8 protein-coding genes are annotated in these 17,515 nt (G+C 64.8%); 7 read left to right on the forward strand and 1 reads right to left on the reverse strand.

Going from position 1 to position 17,515, the window contains the following annotated elements:
• Positions 1-46 precede the first annotated feature (46 nt).
• Positions 47-949 (forward strand): GIY-YIG nuclease family protein, encoded by a 903-nt coding sequence (locus tag EGT67_RS17580; protein ID WP_127917379.1) that lies wholly within the window; start codon positions 47-49, stop codon positions 947-949.
• Positions 950-1,114: 165 nt separating this feature from the next.
• On the opposite strand, the gene EGT67_RS17585 is transcribed toward EGT67_RS17580, so the two are convergent.
• The gene (locus tag EGT67_RS17585; RefSeq protein ID WP_127917380.1) at positions 1,115-1,696 is read right to left on the reverse strand and encodes a T3SS (YopN, CesT) and YbjN peptide-binding chaperone 1; all 582 of its coding nucleotides are present in this window, start codon (positions 1,694-1,696) and stop codon (positions 1,115-1,117) included.
• 175 nt (positions 1,697-1,871) lie between these two features.
• Here EGT67_RS17585 and EGT67_RS17590 point away from each other — a divergent pair, with 175 nt between their 5' ends.
• From EGT67_RS17590 to EGT67_RS17615, 6 genes are all read left to right on the forward strand, one after another.
• Positions 1,872-2,969 carry a DNA cytosine methyltransferase gene (locus EGT67_RS17590; protein ID WP_127917381.1) on the forward strand — a complete coding sequence of 366 codons (1,098 nt, stop codon included), beginning with the start codon at positions 1,872-1,874 and terminating at the stop codon, positions 2,967-2,969.
• A gap of 329 nt (positions 2,970-3,298) precedes the next feature.
• Positions 3,299-7,819 (forward strand): DEAD/DEAH box helicase, encoded by a 4,521-nt coding sequence (locus EGT67_RS17595; RefSeq protein ID WP_164877595.1) that lies wholly within the window; start codon positions 3,299-3,301, stop codon positions 7,817-7,819.
• Between the two features lie 2 nt (positions 7,820-7,821).
• Entirely contained in the window at positions 7,822-9,633 is a 1,812-nt protein-coding gene (locus tag EGT67_RS17600; protein WP_164877596.1) for a UvrD-helicase domain-containing protein, read from the forward strand.
• Positions 9,630-12,854, forward strand: coding sequence for a helicase-related protein (locus EGT67_RS17605; protein WP_241566094.1), 3,225 nt, complete (start codon positions 9,630-9,632; stop codon positions 12,852-12,854). Before EGT67_RS17600 ends, EGT67_RS17605 begins: the two co-directional genes overlap by 4 nt.
• Positions 12,854-14,587 (forward strand): DUF1998 domain-containing protein, encoded by a 1,734-nt coding sequence (drmB, locus tag EGT67_RS17610; RefSeq protein WP_127917385.1) that lies wholly within the window; start codon positions 12,854-12,856, stop codon positions 14,585-14,587. The genes EGT67_RS17605 and drmB overlap by 1 nt, the downstream gene beginning before the upstream one ends.
• A gap of 126 nt (positions 14,588-14,713) precedes the next feature.
• The gene (locus EGT67_RS17615; RefSeq protein ID WP_127917386.1) at positions 14,714-17,512 is read left to right on the forward strand and encodes a DEAD/DEAH box helicase; all 2,799 of its coding nucleotides are present in this window, start codon (positions 14,714-14,716) and stop codon (positions 17,510-17,512) included.
• Positions 17,513-17,515: the final 3 nt, after the last annotated feature.

The following is a 17,515-nucleotide window of genomic DNA, read 5'->3' on the forward strand; positions in this document are numbered from 1 at the left end:
TTTGTCGCGTCGGGTGAACTTTGGAGCAGTCGAATCAGGGGGGAAAGTGGCAAACGAGGCAATCGCACCGGAGATCGCTGACTATTTGGGGCGTTACGTGTACGCGCTCGTCGATCCGCGCGGGGGAGTGCCGTTCTATGTGGGTAAGGGCACTCGGGACCGGGTGCTCCATCACGGCTGGGCTGCGCGGGCGTTGTCGGTTGACGAGGAAACAACCGCGGAGAAGGCGAAGCTTGCCAGGATCAACGAGATCGAGGCGGCAGGCCTCGAGGTCGATATCTGGATCCTTCGCCGCGGGATGTCGATAGCGGAGTACGGGCATGTCGAGGCGACCGTGATCGACCTTCTGCTCACATTTGCGATTGCCCCACTGTCGGAAGGCTCACGCCCGATATCTCTCAGTGGCGGAACGGCGCTCACCAACCGAGTACGTGGGGGGAAGAGTGACAGTGGTATCGCTCGTCTCAGTGACATTGTGGACGCGTTGGCGGCGCCCCAGCTCACTGCGCAGGACCCGCTGCTGCTCATCACACTGAATGGGTGGACCGAGGCCGAGGAAGAGTGCCCAGGCGGTGTCGTGCGCGACGGGCACGGATTTCACCCGGCGTGGAAGGACAAGAAGGTCCTCGAAAAGGAGATTGTTCGGCTGGGGAATTCAGTGCGTTGCTGGTGGACGCTGAACCCCGACAATGTGAAGTCGAAGGGAATCGAGCACCTGGTGGCCGTACATGAGGGCGTCACTCGCGGGCTCTTCCGCATTCTCGAAGGCTCGGCCGAGACTATTCCGACGGTGACGGCCAACGGTGCCCCGACGAGGCGCTCAGGCTTTCGCGTCGAACCCGTGACGTCGGGGAGTTTGTTCGATCGAGTCGTGGGTCCGCACGGTCATCGGGTTCCCCCGAAGAAGCGGGGCGATCAGAGCCAGTTCCGCTACTGGCCCTACAGCTGAGGGGCAGTACCATCCGGGTTGGGGTGCCTCGTCGCAATCGCCAGACGATCAACCCAACGGCGATAACGCCCGCCCTATGCGCGGGTGCTTGCATATAGTGCGGCAAAGCCTGGTCGCGGCGCGCGGTGAGCAGCGCCGAAGCTACTCACCACGCACCGCGAAGGGTCAGTTGTTCGGCTGTCCGACGGGGATGGTCTCCCCGAGGTCGCCGGCGTCGTGGCCGCCGCACGCACAGTCGTCACCGCAGCCGCCGCAGCCGCCGGCGTAGGAGTCGTCGTCGGCGTCGCAGTCGAGGACGCCACCGAACTTGGCGGCGAAGTCGTCGTCGAGGTCGTGGGTGAGCTCGTGGATCTCGTCGACCAGGTTGATCAGGTGCTGCGGCGCGAACGGGTCGGCGTCGACCAGCGTCGAGACCAGCAGGTGCCCGTCCTCGATGGTGAAGCGCAGGCGCGGCCACTCGGCGGTGAGCTCCGGCAGGTTCTGCGTGGCGGCGGCGCCGTCACCGAGCTCCGAGAGGATCGACGCCCACACGTGCAGCTGCGGACCGTCCTCGGCGACGGTGACGTAGAGCCCGAAGCCGTGGACCGGGATCGCGATGTCGCCGTCCTCGTCGACCTCCGGCGCGCTGCCCAGCAGCTCGGTCAGCGTGCGGAGGCTGAGGGCGTGCAGCTGGTCGCGGCTGTCCGTCGCGATCGCGAACGCGCCGTCGAGCTGCAGCGGCTGGTCGGTGGTGTCGTGCTCGGTCATTTGTTCCCCTGTCCGGCGCCGGCCGGATCTACGGTTCGGGCGCTGCTCTGTTGGCGTGCTTGCGTGCTAACCGTATCGCGGCGATGACTGCCCCATTGGAGGAGGCTTCGTGATGCAGGACGCATCAAGTCCTGCTGGCAAAGTGTGACGGATAGAGCCGATAAAATCCCCGTCCATGACCCCTGCTTTGCCGCGATCGGTTGACGCCGCGCGACCCGAGATCGTGGACCTCTTCGCGGGACCTGGTGGGCTTGACGTTGCTGCCCATTGGCTGGGGGTCCCAGCTACCGGGATCGAGTGGGATGCGAACGCCCGCGCGACGCGGGAGGCAGCGGGACTCCGGACGGTGTTCGGGGACGTGCGGGACTACGGGCCATCTGAGTTTCCCAACGCGACGATCCTCGCCGGCGGGCCGCCCTGCCAGACCTACACGGTCGCGGGCTCGGGAAGTGGGCGTCGTGCCCTCGAGCAGGTTCTCGCTTTCGTGAAGCGAATGGGCAACAGGGAAGATGTTCGGGCCGACGTTGCCCAACTCGAAGACGAGCGAACAGGGCTGGTGCTGGAGCCCCTGCGTTGGGCCTTGGAAGCCCACGAGTGCGAACGCCCTTACGAAGCGATAGTGCTCGAGCAGGTGCCGGCGGTTCTTCCAGTCTGGGAGGCCGTTGGTGAGGTGCTCGCTTCAATTGGCTACAAGGTCGACTTCGGCATCTTGCGCACTGAAGAGTTCGGGGTTCCTCAAACGCGGCGCCGGGCAGTTCTGATCGCGCGACGCGAAGAGCCTGCGCGCCTTCCCGGCGCAACTCACCGGCGGTACCGAAAGGACGTGCCACGGGAGGACGGGCACAGAGGTCTGCTGCCGTGGACGACACTCGGCGAGGCGCTTCAACGGCAGTCGTGGGAAACAGTCGATCGCCCCTCTAGGCCGGAGCCGTTCGTCGTGATCTCCAACTATGGTTCGGGCGGCGATCCGAAGGCGCGTGGCCGACGCTGGTCGCATCAGCCCGCAGCCACCGTCACCGGTAAGGTTTCGCGGAACCGCGTGGTTACCCCGGAGGACGTCGAACTCGAGCGGTTCACGCACCGCGAGGCCGGCCGTCTTCAGACCTTTCCGCTCGACTACCCGTGGTCGGGAAACGACCTGGCTCAACAGATTGGCAACGCGATTCCTCCTCGTCTGGGCGCGCACGTACTCGCGGCAGCTCTCGGTAACCCGCTTGATACCCACAAGATTGACAGGGCTGTTCGCGGTCAGTGGAGTTCGCCGGTCGACTAGTCGTCACCGCAGTGAAGGGTCGGTTGTTCGTCCCTGAATCAACCGTTTGTCAGCCAGTCCTTTTCCGCACAGTGAGATTTCGCTCCGACTTGTCGGTGGGTTGTGGCAATGTTTGAGGGCTCGGCGTCGATTGCCCGTTATGCCCGTAACGGTTTGCCCTCGATCGTCGACATTCCGCAGACGGCGCAGGTCGGGGGCGGCTGACGAGAACTGTGCGACCTAAGGGTGGGACGATGGCAACGAAATGGGCTGGAGCTGAAGGCGGGCTGGCGGATCACGTCCGCAGCCAGACCGAACAGTGTCTGGCTGCCTACAGGGTAAAGCCGAACTTGATCGAGCAAGATGCGGGCATCGAGCTCTCGAACGTCGAGGGTGGATACGGGCGCAAGCAGCTGTACGAGCTGGTTCAGAATGCTGCCGATGCGATGGTGCAGACCCGTGGTCGTATCGCGTTGGTTCTCGCGAACGGGAACCTGTACTGCGCGAATGAGGGTGCGCCACTGACGAGTTCGGGTATCGAGACGCTGATGGCGTCCCATATCTCGCGGAAGCGTGACGAGGAGATCGGCCGATTCGGGTTGGGCTTCAAGTCCGTACTCGGGATCTCGGACACACCGGAGATCATCAGTCGCGACGTCTCGATCCGGTTCGACCGAGGCGCCAGCGAAGAGATGGTACGCAGCATCAATCCGGGTGTTCCGCGGACTCCGGTGCTGCGGATCGGGTTTCCCTTCGATCCGAGCGCCGAGGCCGCATCGGATACGGTGCTGAGCGAGCTGATGGAGTGGGCGACCACCGTCGTTCGTCTGCCGTTGAAGGAAGGGATCGACTGGCTCGGGGCGAAACTGCTCGAGTTTCCTGCCGAGTTCCTCTTGTTCGCAGAACATGTCGACGGCCTGGACCTCCGGAACGACGACACTGAGACTGGTAAATCGTGGCGTGCGCAGCGCGACGGCTCCCGCGTCACCCTCGTGGCCGAGGGCGGCAAAGAGGTGTGGAACGTCTTCCGCGTCACCCATCAGCCCAGTCCCGAGGCCCGCAAAGATGCGGGTGAAATCTCGGGCCGGGGGCGGATCGACCTGGCGTGGGCGGTGCCCCAGAAGGGGCGTACTCGGGTTGGTTCCTTCTGGTCCTATTTTCCGACGAACTCGCGGACGAGTCTTGCCGGAATCGTCAACGCGCCGTTCAAGACCAACGAGGATCGGCACGACATCCTCGACGGGCTGTACAACCGTGAGGTCCTGACCAGCGTCCTCCCGGATCTGGTCAGCTCCAATCTCGCTGAGCTCGTCGACGACCAGGATCCCGGTTCGATCCTCGACATCCTGCCGAGCCGTGGACGCGAGCAGCGTTCGTGGGCTGACGATGCGGTCAACGAGCCGATCATGAGGGCTGTGGCCCAGGTCCCCTGTCTCCCGGACATGGACGGACGGCTGGCCCGGCCGAACAAGGTGAAGCTGCAGCCCGGTTTCCTCTCCGAGTTCAGCTCCTGGAAGCCGCGCTGGGCAGCGGTCGACGGTCGACCGTCGGATTGGGTTCACGGATCGGTCGATCGCACGGCGGAACGCCGCGCGAAGGCCGAGCGGCTCTTGGTATTCGCGGACTCGAAGCCCCGCGGTGTCGGGGAATGGCTCCACGACCTCGCCGCCAGCGCCGGCGTCGTCGGCTCGCAAGAGGCCGCGAAGCTCGCGGCACTGATCGACTCGGACGCAGCCGAGCACATGGTCGAAATGCGTAAGGCTGCCTTCGTTCTCGCAGCCGACGGGACCCTGAAGCTGCCACGACCCGGTCTCATCTTCCTCCCCGAAACGGGTGACGAGACCGGCCCCGAGTACGTCCACCCCGCTGTCGCGGCGGACGCGGAGGCAGTCGGGGCGTTGGTTCGCCTCGGGATCGGACGCCTTGACCAACTCGGACGTCTGCGTGCTCAGGTCGCACGGATGCGTCAGTCGACTGTCACCGGAGCGATGGTCGAGCAGCTGTGGAACCTCACCCGCGGACTGCCGGTGAACGATGCCGCCAAGGCGCTCACCGCGGGGTTCGGTCTCGCGGAGATTCCCGTGCGCACTCTCGCCCGACGCGTCGAGCAGCTCGGGCGCGTGCTGCTGCCGGGTGTGCTGGTTCCTGCCGACGGAAGCCGAGACGGCGCGCTCGCGATCGACACCGCGTTCCACGCGGCGGACATCGCACTGCTGCGCCAACTTGGCGCCTCCTCGGAACCTCCCGTCGGGGTGCCCGACAAGGAGGAACAGTGGTTCGCGGACTGGACTGAGGCCGCACGTTCGGCCTACGTCGAGTGGCAGTCAGGGCGCGGCGTGAAGGTCACCGCGTCGAAGATCCGGATCTCGGCCGGCACGACCGTGTGCGGCCTCGACGTTGCGGCGCAGCTAAGTGAGGATGGGCGTGCGGCGCTGACGACGTATGTGCTTCGGACGTCGACGACGCCGTGGAGGCTCGACTCCACCAGCAGTGCAGACGGTTCCGTCATGTCCTTCGCGAACCCCGCGGTGTGGTGGTTGAAGCGGCATGGTGTGCTCGAAACCGCCTACGGCCGTCGTTCGGTGACGGATGCTGTCGCCTCGATCCCTGGGATTCCCGACGACCTGATTCCGGTGGCGCGTGTCACCCCGGAACATGCCAGTGCGCTCGAGCTTGCGGAGGACATCGACGCGCGTCGGTGGGCCCGCATCCTCGTGAACCCGTGGCGGTTCCTCGACCAGGAGCATGTCAATCGGCTGTACGGCTATGCGGCGGAAGCGGGTGCACCCACCCCCGATGAGCTCGGGGTCACGCCGTCGTCCGGAGCGACCTTGGCGGCGCCGTCCGAGACTTACGTGACGTGCACTTCCGCCGACTACGACGCCTTGGTCGACAACGGCTACCCGGCGGTGTTGGTCGAGAACGATCGGCATGTCGTGATGCTCATCGAGCGCTGGGGCTTGATCGACGCGCGCGCCGTCATCAGCCGGAAGGTCCTCACGGCGGCATCGGGTGAGCCTGTCGCACTTGCGGACAAGTTCCCGGGTATCCGTGCCTTCGTCACCTCGCCGCAAGACGTAGATCTCGTTCCCTGTTCGGCGATTTCGGTCGAGCTCGGAACGGGGGACAGCGCTGGGGTCACCGTGACCGACCACGATCTTCTTCGGGACGGTGAGCGGTGCGTGTACTTCCGCGACGACATGTCGGACGAGGTGCTGCTCGAACGTCTGGCTCGCGAGCTCCGGCTCTCGCTGTCCGCGGCAGACCAGACGAAGGTTCATCAGATCGGGGTCCGAGGCGCCGCGAGCCAGCTCCGCCGGAAGGTTCAGGCGGAGAAGGACGAGAACCGCAAGTTCGTAATGTTGGCCGGCGTCGATGCGCTGGAGAAGGAGATTCCGGCCGGTGCCAAGGCGCTGGCGGAACGTCGTCGCGGAAAGAAGCTGACACCCGACGAGATCGCAGGCATGGCCCGCGCCTCCCGCGGTGCTAGCTTGCTCAGTCGCCTCGCCCCGGCGATCGAGGAAAAGGGCGTCGTTCTTCCGAAGCTGTCGGGTGGCGTTCAGGCCTCCACCGCGGTCAAGGAGCTGGGGCTGTCGCCGGACTACGCGGGTGCACGTGTCGCCGCGCCGGCCGCTCGGTTCCAGGTGATCGGTCCGGTCGCGCTGCCGCCGCTGCACGACTATCAGGAACGGGTCGTGACGAACGTTCTCGAGCTGCTGAAGTCGGGTGGCAAGAACCGTGGGATCGTCGCGTTGCCGACGGGTTCGGGCAAGACGCGGGTGGCGGTCGAATCGCTGATCCGTTTCGTGAAGGAGTCCGAGACCGAGCCGCTCATCATCTGGATCGCGCAGTCCGAGGAACTGTGCGAGCAGGCTGTCGACACCTGGTCGTACACGTGGTCGGCGCTGGCGCCTGCCGGTGCGCGTCTGACCATCAGTCGGCTCTGGGGAGCGAACGACGCCGCACCTGCAGAGGACGGTGCTCACCTCGTGGTGGCAACTGACGCCAAGCTGTTGTCGTTGGCGCGCAAGGGCAATCACGAGTGGCTGACCAACGCCGAAGTCGTCCTGGTCGACGAGGCACACACCTCGATCAGCAAGACGTACACCGAGCTGTTCAAGTGGCTCAAGCGGGGCGCCAAGGAACGTGACCGGGCTTTGCTCGGATTGTCGGCCAGCCCGTACCGCGGCCACAACGAGGAGCAGACCAAGGGCCTGATCAACCGCTACGACGCCAATCTGCTGACCGACGGTGTCTTCGACGGGGACCCCCACGAGGTCCTACAGGAGATGGGGATCCTGGCGCGGGTCAAGCACCTCGAGCTCGACGGCATGATGTTGACTCCAGAGAAGGCCCGTAAGACGTCGGAGGCAGAGTCGATGCACCTCGACGACTACCGCATCGACCTCAAGGCAGTCGCGGCAGACCATGACCGGAACAAGGGGATCCTTGATTCCCTGGAGAAGCTGCCGACGGACATGACGGCCCTCGTGTTCTCTGCTTCCGTCCAGCACGCCCAGGTCCTCGCTGCGGTGCTGGCGAACGGGGGCATCCCCGCAGCGTCGATCGACGGCTACACCCCCGCCCCGGAGCGGCGGAGGTTGATCCAGAAGTTCCGGACGGGTGAAATTCGGGTCTTGACGAACTACAACGTTCTGTCGCAGGGCTTCGACGCCCCTAAGGTTGGTGCCGTCTACGTTGCGCGACCGACGTTCAGCCCCAACCGATATCAGCAGATGATCGGCCGCGGGCTGCGCGGCCCCGCGAACGGTGGCTCCGAGGAAGTGCTCATCGTGAACGTGAAAGACAACATCGACGCGTTCGGCACCCAGTTGGCGTTCCATCACTTCGATGGGCTGTGGAGGCGATAACAATGGCAGAACCGTTGGAACTGAACGACGAGCAGCGCGCCGTCGTCGAGGCTCCCATCGACGAGCGCCTCGTGGTGATCGCCGGTGCCGGCCAGGGCAAGACCGAGGTGGTTGCGGCACGGATCGGGTTCCTCGTCGAGGAGGAGCAGCTGTCGGCGTCCACCGAGGTGCTGGTGCTGAGCTTCTCCCGCGCCGCGGTGTCCGCGGTGCGGACGCGCCTGGAGTTGCGTGAGGTCGCCGCCGCGAACGTGCGCACCTTCGACTCGTTCGCCGGCCAGATTCTGCTCGACGCGGACATCGAGCCGATGGGTTCCTACGAGGCGCGGATCCGGCAGGCCACCAAGGTGCTTGACGAATCCGACGAGGTGCCCTTCGAGGTCGAGGACCTTCGTCACATCGTGATGGACGAGGTGCAGGACCTCGTCGGCGACCGGGCGGATTTCGTGCTGGCACTCCTGCGTCGGCTGGAACCGGACGTCGGTATCACCGCGCTGGGCGATCCGCTCCAGGGCATTTACGATTTCCAGCTTGGCGACTCGAAGAGCAAGACTTCCTCGCAGCAGGTCTTCGAGGCTTTGCGGTCGGAGTTCGGCGCGACGACGGTCGGTCTCGGCGAGAACTACCGGGCGCGGGGTGCCGATCCCCAGAAGGTCGTCGAGTTGGGTAACCAGCTGCGCGGTATGTCGGATGCGAGCGAAGCCGCAGACGCACTGGACGAGTTCGAGTCGAGTTTGCTCGAGCTGGGGGAGATCGAGGAATGGGCCGAGATGCTGTCGGTCGACGGTGTGACGACCGCGGTCCTGTGCGCAACGAACGGTGAGGTGCTCAGGGTTTCGAAGTACCTCAACGAGAACGGTATTCGTCATGCGGTCCGGCGTCAGGCGCAGGACTTCGGTGCCGCGAAGTGGGTGGCGCAGGCTCTGGGCTCACTGGACGGCACGGTCGTTCGACGGTCCGAGGTCGAAGAAGCCCTCCAGCGGATCCTCGGCGAGGAGCGCGGTGACGACGCTTGGTACCTGCTCAAGGCGGCGGAGGGTGATGCGCGCCGTTTCGATGCGCTCAACCTTGCTCGGATCAGGTCTTTGGTGAAATCGGGCACCGTTCCACTAACTCTGACCGAGCCCGACTCGAGCAACGTCATCGTCTCCACGGTCCACAGGGCCAAAGGTCTCGAGTTCGACCGGGTCTTCCTCGTCGACCGTGCGTTCACATGGGAGGACGAGGATCCCTGGGCGGTCGTCCGGGCGCGGTACGTGGCGCTGAGCCGCGCCCGGGACACGATCTTCCGGTGCGAGCTGCCGAAGACCTATGCGTTGTACCAGGACATGCACTGGTTGCCCGGTCGCATCCTGGAGCGTGTCAACAAATGGAAGTCGACGAAGAAGCGCACGAAAGCCGTCGAGTTCAAGTGCGGAGACGTCGAGGTCGACGTACCGGTCACGATCGCGAGCGACGCGCACGTCGTGCAGGCGAACCTCTATGCCCCGGATCTCGTGGGCGCACCGCTTGAGGCGGTCCTCGATATAGAGCGCTCGACGCAAGACCTGCCCTCGTACGTTCTCAGCACGGAAGATGGACGGGCGGTCGGGCGGACGAGCGAGGCGTTCAACGAGTCGTTCGTCAAGGCGTTCAGCATGCGGGGCGGATCGTGGCCGGCGTCGTTGTCCGGCTTGTCGCTGGTCTCTGTCGAGACCGTTGCCGGCGATCCGCGACGCTCCCAGGAATTGGATGTCAGCTTTTCCGGACTGTGGCTCGCACCGCGAGTCATAGGTCTGGCACAACCTGATTGGTCGAACATGGAGGAGATTTCGTGAGTTCGCGGGACACATCCCTGGACGAGAAGTACCGGTTCAGGACGGAGATGGTCGAGGAGCTGGCGCGCGACGTCATAGGCCCTGGCGGTGGTGAGCACGAGATCATCTCGGAGGCACCGCTCGACCGGTACATAGTGGGCACGCTGTGGCCGATCGACGATCGGCCACAGGAGGCACCCGACCCGGACGGTGCCGACGCCGACGGTGAGGCGACAGAGGACAGCCCTGTCGCGCAGGCACTGATGCGGTACCCGTCGTCGGTCGGTTTGACCTTTTCGGTCCGGCTCGCCGATGCGACTGAGATCTCGATCGGGCTCAAGGGTGCGAGCTACACCAGAGTTGTGGTCGAAGGTGACGACGACGAAGCGAAGAAGACCCGAACGGATGACTGGCGGCGGATCCCGCTGGCGCTCGATCCGATTCCGGTGTCGGTCGCTGAGCCGGGGGTGTGGGGGCCGACGGAAGAGGTCGTCGACGGGCTCGAGCTGTACGTGTACGTCCGCCCTCCGCGTGATGGCGTCTCGACCGTCTCTGTTGCTTTGCGCAACACGAAGCCAGCGGTCAAAGGTGAGCTCCGGGATGACAAGTCATGGTTCCAGGTTGGAATCAGCGTTTCGACGGTGGTGCCGGCGATTGTCGACCGGAGTAACCACGTTAACGTCGGGCACGACGACGACCTCGACACGTCGGCTCTGCTCTATCGGAACAAACGGACCTTCGCGATTGGTCACGGATGCGCAGCCGAGTGGAACACTTCATCGGTTGGTGAGGCCGTGGACCACGTGGCGACGACGTTCCTTCCAACATACGAGGTGTATCGGGCCAGGCCGGGTCTCCTCGACGATTCCGTCAACTTGCGGATGTCGTTCTTGGCGAACGCTTCCGATGAAGAGGTCGTCGCCGGCCTGCGGGGCCTGGCGGGGCGCTACCGCGAGTGGATCAAGCAGCTCGAGAGCGCCCTGACGTCCGGGGACGCGGATGTCCAAGACAAGTTGCTGGAGACGGCTCAGGATCACGTGAAGGCTGCGCGGACCGCAGCAGATCGCATCGAGGCCGGCATCGACCTGCTGCGCGACGACCCGGTGAGCATGAGGGCGTTCCGACTCTCGAATCAGGCCATGCAGTTGCAGCGTGCCCGTCAGGACTGGGTCCGCAAGGGAGCCAAGGGAACGGTCGGTGACGGCGCCGAGGACCGGTGGTACCCGTTCCAGATCGCCTACATTCTGCTGAACCTGCCCGGTTTGGCCGACCGACATCACCCGGATCGAGGCATCGCGGATCTGTTGTGGTTCCCTACCGGCGGTGGAAAGACTGAAGCGTATTTGGGGTTGGTGGCGTTTTCGATCCTGCACCGCAGGCTGAAGGATCCTGAGGCTCGAGGTGTAGCCGTGATTATGCGCTACACCCTTCGATTGCTGACGATCCAGCAGTTCGAGCGCGCAACAATGCTGATGTGCTCCCTGGAGACGGTCCGCAGGACAAACCAAGATCTTGGTGATCGCCGCTTCTCGATCGGACTGTGGGTTGGAAGTGCGGGTACGCCGAACACTTGGGACGACGCTCGGAAATCGTTGCTCAAACTCAAGGACGGGCAAGAGCTGCAGGAAAAGAATCCAGTTCAGCTCACTCAGTGCCCATGGTGTGGGGCCTTGTTGGATCACCGCAACTACAAGGCCGTGCGACACCCGGAGCGCTACCTTCACATCCAGTGCGGAACAACTGGTTGCGATTTCGCGAACGGTCTCCCAGTGCATGTGGTCGACGACGACATCTACCGGGAGCGACCCGAGCTGATCCTGGGCACAGTTGACAAGTTTGCGAACATGGCGTGGAAGGAAGATGTCGGCAAGCTCTTCGCCCGCGACGGTATCGGCTATCCTCCGAATCTGATCATCCAGGATGAGCTGCACTTGATTTCGGGGCCGCTGGGGTCGATGGTCGGGCTGTACGAAACCGCTGTTGACGCGGCGTGCTCGGTGGATCCGCTCGGGGAGGTTGTAGACCGCGGCCGGCCGAAGGTGATTGCGTCAACTGCGACGATTCGGCGGGCCGAGAAGCAGATCCGCTCGGTGTTCGCGCGGACGGCTGCGCAGTTCCCGCCGCCGGGTATCAATCCTGACGAGTCGTTCTTCGCCGAACCCGCGCCACGCGATACGCACGGCACCCGGCAGTACGTCGGAATCATGTCGCCGGCAACGAGCCACGCGACCCTTCTCGTACGCGTATACGCAGCGCTACTGCAGGCAGCCAAGGACATCGAGGGTGGTGACGAAACCCGTGATCCGTACTGGACGCTTCTCGGCTACTTCAACAGCCTTCGCGTGCTCGGAAGCGCCTACCTTCAGGTGGAGGGTGACGTTCGTGAGCGTTTGCAGGTGGTGTCGAACCGTCAAGGCACGGTGGCGCGCGAGTTGAATTTGGTTAACGAGCTCACCAGCCGTGTGGCGTCTTCGGACATTCCAAACCGTCTGAAGCAATTGGAGACCTCTCTGGAAGCAGGCAGGCCGGACGATGTCGTGTTGGCAACCAACATGATCTCGGTGGGGGTCGACATCGACCGGCTTGGGTTGATGACCGTAATGGGGCAGCCTCAGTCGAGCTCCGAGTACATCCAGGCAACCAGCCGGGTCGGCCGCAAGTTTCCCGGGCTTGTAGTGACGATCTTCAATGCGGCGCGGTCGCGTGACCGTTCGCATTACGAGAGCTTCGTCCCGTACCACCAGGCTCTGTATCGGGCGGTGGAAGCGACGAGCGCGACTCCGTTCGCGGCCCGGGCCCGTGACCGTGGTCTGCACGGGGTGCTGGTGTCGCTCGCTCGGCTTCTCGTCCCAGGCCTCGCGCCGGATACTTCGGCGTACTTGGCGGCGCAGAACTGGGATGACCTCTGCATGATCGGCGATTTGGTTGCGAAGCGTGCTGAAGCGGTGCTCACGGATCCCATCAACGGGCGGGACGACGAAAGCGACCGAGAGTGTGACGCAACAGCGGCGCAGGTAGGTGACCTGCTGGAGGTTTGGTCACAGGCTGGTGAGGTGAAGCCGCACATGCGCTACCAGAACGTCCGGAATCTCGATGCGGCCCTGCTGGTCGACCCAGCCGCGGCCCTGACAGATGACCACATCGAATATTCCCAGAAGGAGGCTCCATGGCCGACGATGCGCAGTATGCGTGAAGTCGACGCCGAGAGCGGCCTGTTCGAGATTGCGATGAAGAGGAAGTAATGACGACCGGAGCGAAGGCCCGTAGGGGTCAACTTCTCAGCACTTACGGGATCGGCGGCCTGTTCCCGTCGGAGACGACCAGCTACATGATCGTTGGCTTGGACGAATGGAACGAGAATCGTGCTCGCCCGGTCAGCGAGCCACGGCTTGCGCGTTCGCTGCATGTGAGCGAGCTCAAGTCACCTCCTGCGGGCACGACACGTGACGTGCCCGTAATCCGGTTCCCTCTGACCCAGGTGTGTCCCAACCCGAAATGTCGCCGGATCGGCTCGTTGTTCGAGCTGTCCAAGGATTGGAACGTCGCCAAATGTGCACAGTGCAAGGAAAAGGCGGAGCTGACGCCGTTCCGACTCATCGTCGCGTGTGCGAAGGGCCACATCGACGAGTTCCCGTACAAGTGGTGGCTCCACAAGGGCACGCCGGTTGTCGAAGGAGTCGAACACGAGATGAAGCTGAAGTCGCTCGGCCGCACGTCGTCGTTGGCGGATCTTGTGCTGACGTGCAGTTGTGGAGTTCCTCCCAAGTCCTTGGACGGGACTTTTGGCCCGAAGGCGCTCGCTGATCACGGGGCCTGCAATGGCGCTCGTATCTGGCTGGGAGCTCAGGCCAGGGAGACCTGTTCGGAGACGCCTCGAGTGCTCCAGCGAGGTGCGTCGAACGTGTGGTTCCCCGCGGTGCGGTCGGCCATCTCTATTCCGCCGTACTCGGAGGCGCTGGCGAAGTTCGTCGACAAGCACTGGATCTCGTTGGCAGACCCGGATGCGGTGACGCCGAGGCTGATCGAGAACATCGCTAAGTCTTCCAACGGCAAGCACTCGGCCGAGGCAATCACAGCGGAGCTTGAGCGTCGCCGCGGCGAGGAGACGGACGCGGACTTGAGTGAGGCCGCACTGCGTCGCGACGAGTTCAGTGCGCTGTTGGCGGGCCGTGAGGAGAACGGCGTCGACTCGGATTTCGTGTGCCTGCCGATGCGCTTGGATTCGTCGCTGCCGAAGCTGGTCACCGAGGTGCGCAAGGTGACGCGCCTGCGTGAGGTACGGGCCTTGTATGGGTTCTCCCGGCTTAGTGGTGTGGCTGAACTTGGCGCCGAGGGCCTGTGCGACTTGTCTCATGCTCGGCAGCACTGGCTGCCTGCAGTCGAGGTGATCGGCGAAGGTGTATTCGTCGCGCTGGACCGGGGTGAACTCACGAACTGGTCCAAGATGCCGTTTGCGCAGCGGCGCCGCAAGCTGCTTCAGGCGGCCGCCGACCGACGGGCGGCCGAGTTCGGCCGGCCGGCGCCGCATGTCGATATCGTGCAGGTGGCCGTACACACTCTCGCGCATGTCCTCATCGATCAGCTGTCGCTGGATGCGGGTTACCCGGCCTCGTCGTTGCGCGAGCGCCTCTACGTCGACGACGACATGGCCGGCATTCTCGTGTACACGGCGAGCTCGGACTCGGCGGGCAGCCTCGGTGGCGTGGCGTCTCAGGCATCACCGGACGGCTTCGCTGGCGCGCTCCGTGAGGGGCTGAGGCGACTCTCATGGTGCTCGTCCGACCCGGTATGTATCGAATCGACGGCGTCCGGCACAGATGCGCTCAACCTGGCAGCCTGCCACGCCTGCGTGCTGGTGCCGGAAACGTCTTGCGAGCTGAACAACACCTTCCTCGACCGGGCACTTCTGTTCGGTACCCATGAGAGGGACGAGGAGTTCGAGGGCCTGTTCAGCACGTTCGTCGCTGCAGGCTGATCCGCATGGGCGGCGGGGCGGAGCAACTCTCGTCCCGCCGCCTCTCCACGGTGGGAGCCTGCGCTGCCGCGGCCCGTCCGGAGACTAATCTGACCCCCGATAGTTCAATGTTCGAAGGAGTCCTGAGTGGCAGACATCGCCGCTGGTGAGCGCGTTGTGGTCCGTGACGAGGAGTGGCTCGTGCGGTCGGTGCGGACCACCGAGCGTGACGGCACGCGCGTCGAGGTGACCGGAATCGGCGAGCTGGTCCGCGACCAGGACGCCGTCTTCTTCGACTCCCTCGACACGATCGACCGGCTCGACCCGCGTGACGGCAAGCTGGTGCTCGACGACTCGGCGGGCTTCCGGCGCTCCCGGCTGTGGCTCGAGTCTGTCCGTCGCAGCAGCCCGGTGCCCGCCGCCGAGACGCGCATCGCGGTCGGCCACCGTGGTCTCCTCGACCGGATGGACTACCAGCTCCGCCCCGCAGCACAGGCACTGCAGAATCTGCGTCCGCGGATCCTGATCGGCGACGCCGTCGGTCTCGGTAAGACGCTGGAGATCGGCATCCTGCTGTCGGAGCTGATTCGACGCGGGCGGGGCGAACGCATCCTGGTGGTCACCCCCCGCGCCGTCCTGGAGCAGTTCCAGCACGAGTTGTGGACGCGGTTCGCGATCCCACTCGTGCGGTTGGACTCGGGCGGCATCCAGAAGGTCAAGCAGACCTTGCCGAGTTCCCGAAACCCGTTCAGCTACTACAAGCGGGTGATCGTCTCGATCGACACCCTCAAGAACCCGGCGAAGTACAAGCACCACCTGAAGAACCACAAGTGGGATGCCGTCGTGATCGACGAGTGCCACAACCTGATCAATCGTGGAACCCAGAACAACGAACTCGCGAAACTGCTTGCCGCGCAGACCGATGCGCTGATTCTCGCCAGCGCCACCCCGCACAATGGCAAGCCCGAGTCGTTCGCCGAGCTCGTGAACCTGCTCGACCCCACCGCCATCGCCGACCGGACCGAATACACCGCCAAGGACATCGAACACCTGTACGTCCGTCGGCACCGGAACTCTCCCGACGTCAAGCTCGACGTCGCGCACAAGTGGAAGCAGCGGCGGACCCCGAAGGTGGTCGAGGTGGTGCCCAATGCCGCGGAGATCGCGGTGCTGCGGGAGCTCGAGGACACCTGGCTGCATCCCGACGGCGATTCGGTTGTGACGGGCCAGGGCCGTCAGCTGTTCCCGTGGACACTGTTCAAGGCTTTCCTGTCCTCGCCGAAGGCGCTGCGGGCGAGTGTCGAGCGCCGCCTCAAGACCCTGGACTCCACGACGTCCGCGGAGGCCCGGGCGCTGCTGCGGCTCGATGAGCTGGCCGAGGAGGCGGACGCGAAGACGCCCTCCAAGCTGGTGAAGTTGATCGACCACCTCGCCGAGGCGGGGGTCGGCAAGGGCTCACCGACCCGCGCGGTCGTCTTCTCCGAGCGAATCGACACCCTCACCTGGCTCGAGGCCGAGGTGGCCAAACGGCTCAAGCTGCCGGTCAAGGCGGTGCAGGTGCTCCACGCTGGACTGCCGGACGAGAAGGTGCAGGCCGTGGTGGAGAGCTTCGGGCAGGCCAGCTCCGACATCCGCATCCTGCTGGCCTCCGACATGGCCTCCGAAGGACTCAACCTGCACAAGGAATGTCACCAACTGGTCCACTATGACCTGCCGTGGTCGTTCATCCGGATCCAGCAGCGCAACGGCCGCATCGATCGGTACGGGCAGATGCACGAGCCGCAGATTGCGGCCCTGGCCCTCGCCAGCGACGCCGACGACGTCCCCAGCGATCTGCGGGTGGTCACCAAGTTGCTGCAGAAGGAGTACGAGGCCAACCAGGCTCTCGGCGACGCGGGTGTTCTTCTCGACGTGCACGACGCGGAGATCGAGGAGAAGACGGTCATGCAGGCCATCCGTGATGGCAAGGATCTCGATGAGGTGGTTCCGGAGGCGACTCCGGCGGCCCTGAAGAACCCGTTTGCCAACCTGATGGCCACGGGCGGCGGACACGAGGGAGACCCGACACCGGAGGAGGTGCCGCGGCGGTCGCTGTTCAAGGACGATGACAACTACCTCGCCGACGCGCTCAAGGACGTCGAGGCCGAGGCCGGCGGCCACGCGCTGGACGTGACCCGCGACGAAGACAAGGACATGATCGCCTTTAACCCGCCGGCCGATCTGGTGCCGCGGTTCCGGGACCTGCCGTCCGAGTACCTCGACGAGCAGAAGATCGCGGACCGGCTGCGGCTGTCCGGGAGCAACGAGTTCTCCGAAGACCGTCTCGACAGGGCGCGTAAGTCGACGGACAGCGCGTGGCCGGATGTGCACTTCCTCGCGCCCATTCATCCCGTGCTGGACTGGGCGGCGGACCGATCGATTTCGCGGTTCGGGCGCAACGAGATTCCCGTCCTGTCCGGCAATGTGAGCGAACCCGTGTTCCTAACCCAGGCGGTGTGGTCGAACTCGCTCGGTCAACCCGCGATCGCGCACTGGGGTGCAGTGCGGGGCCTTCCCGACCACCCCGAGGTCGGGGACTTCGACGAGACCCTCGATCAGGCCGGCATCCGGGAGGGTGCAGAGAACGCCGGGTTCGCGGACGTCGACCTCGACGCACTGCAGTACCGCGTGGGCGCCGCGGTAGGCGCCGCCACCGAACACATCCGGGATCGCCGCGACGACTTCGAGGCCGATCTCCTCCGCCGCATCGACGACTACCGCAGTGGGCTGAAGGGCTGGGAGCAGACAGCACTCGGCATCGTCACCGACAGCGGCCGCCGCACCGGATCAAGACTGGATATCGAGGCGACTGTCGACCGGTCGACCGCCCTCATCGATGCACTCGCCGCCAGCGGCGACCCCTTCGTTCGCGTCGTCGCCGTGATCGTGCCGAAAGCAGGTAGCTGAGCC

The sequence above is a fragment of the Prescottella agglutinans genome, from assembly GCF_004011865.1.
GTDB lineage: Bacteria > Actinomycetota > Actinomycetes > Mycobacteriales > Mycobacteriaceae > Prescottella > Prescottella agglutinans.

What these genes read in the sequence shown, in the direction of transcription:
- EGT67_RS17585 (WP_127917380.1), bottom strand. Translation starts at nt 1,696, where the DNA reads ATGACCGAGCACGACACCACCGACCAGCCGCTGCAGCTCGACGGCGCG.
- EGT67_RS17590 (WP_127917381.1), top strand. Translation starts at nt 1,872, where the DNA reads ATGACCCCTGCTTTGCCGCGATCGGTTGACGCCGCGCGACCCGAGATC.
- EGT67_RS17600 (WP_164877596.1), top strand. Translation starts at nt 7,822, where the DNA reads ATGGCAGAACCGTTGGAACTGAACGACGAGCAGCGCGCCGTCGTCGAG.
- drmB (WP_127917385.1), top strand. Translation starts at nt 12,854, where the DNA reads ATGACGACCGGAGCGAAGGCCCGTAGGGGTCAACTTCTCAGCACTTAC.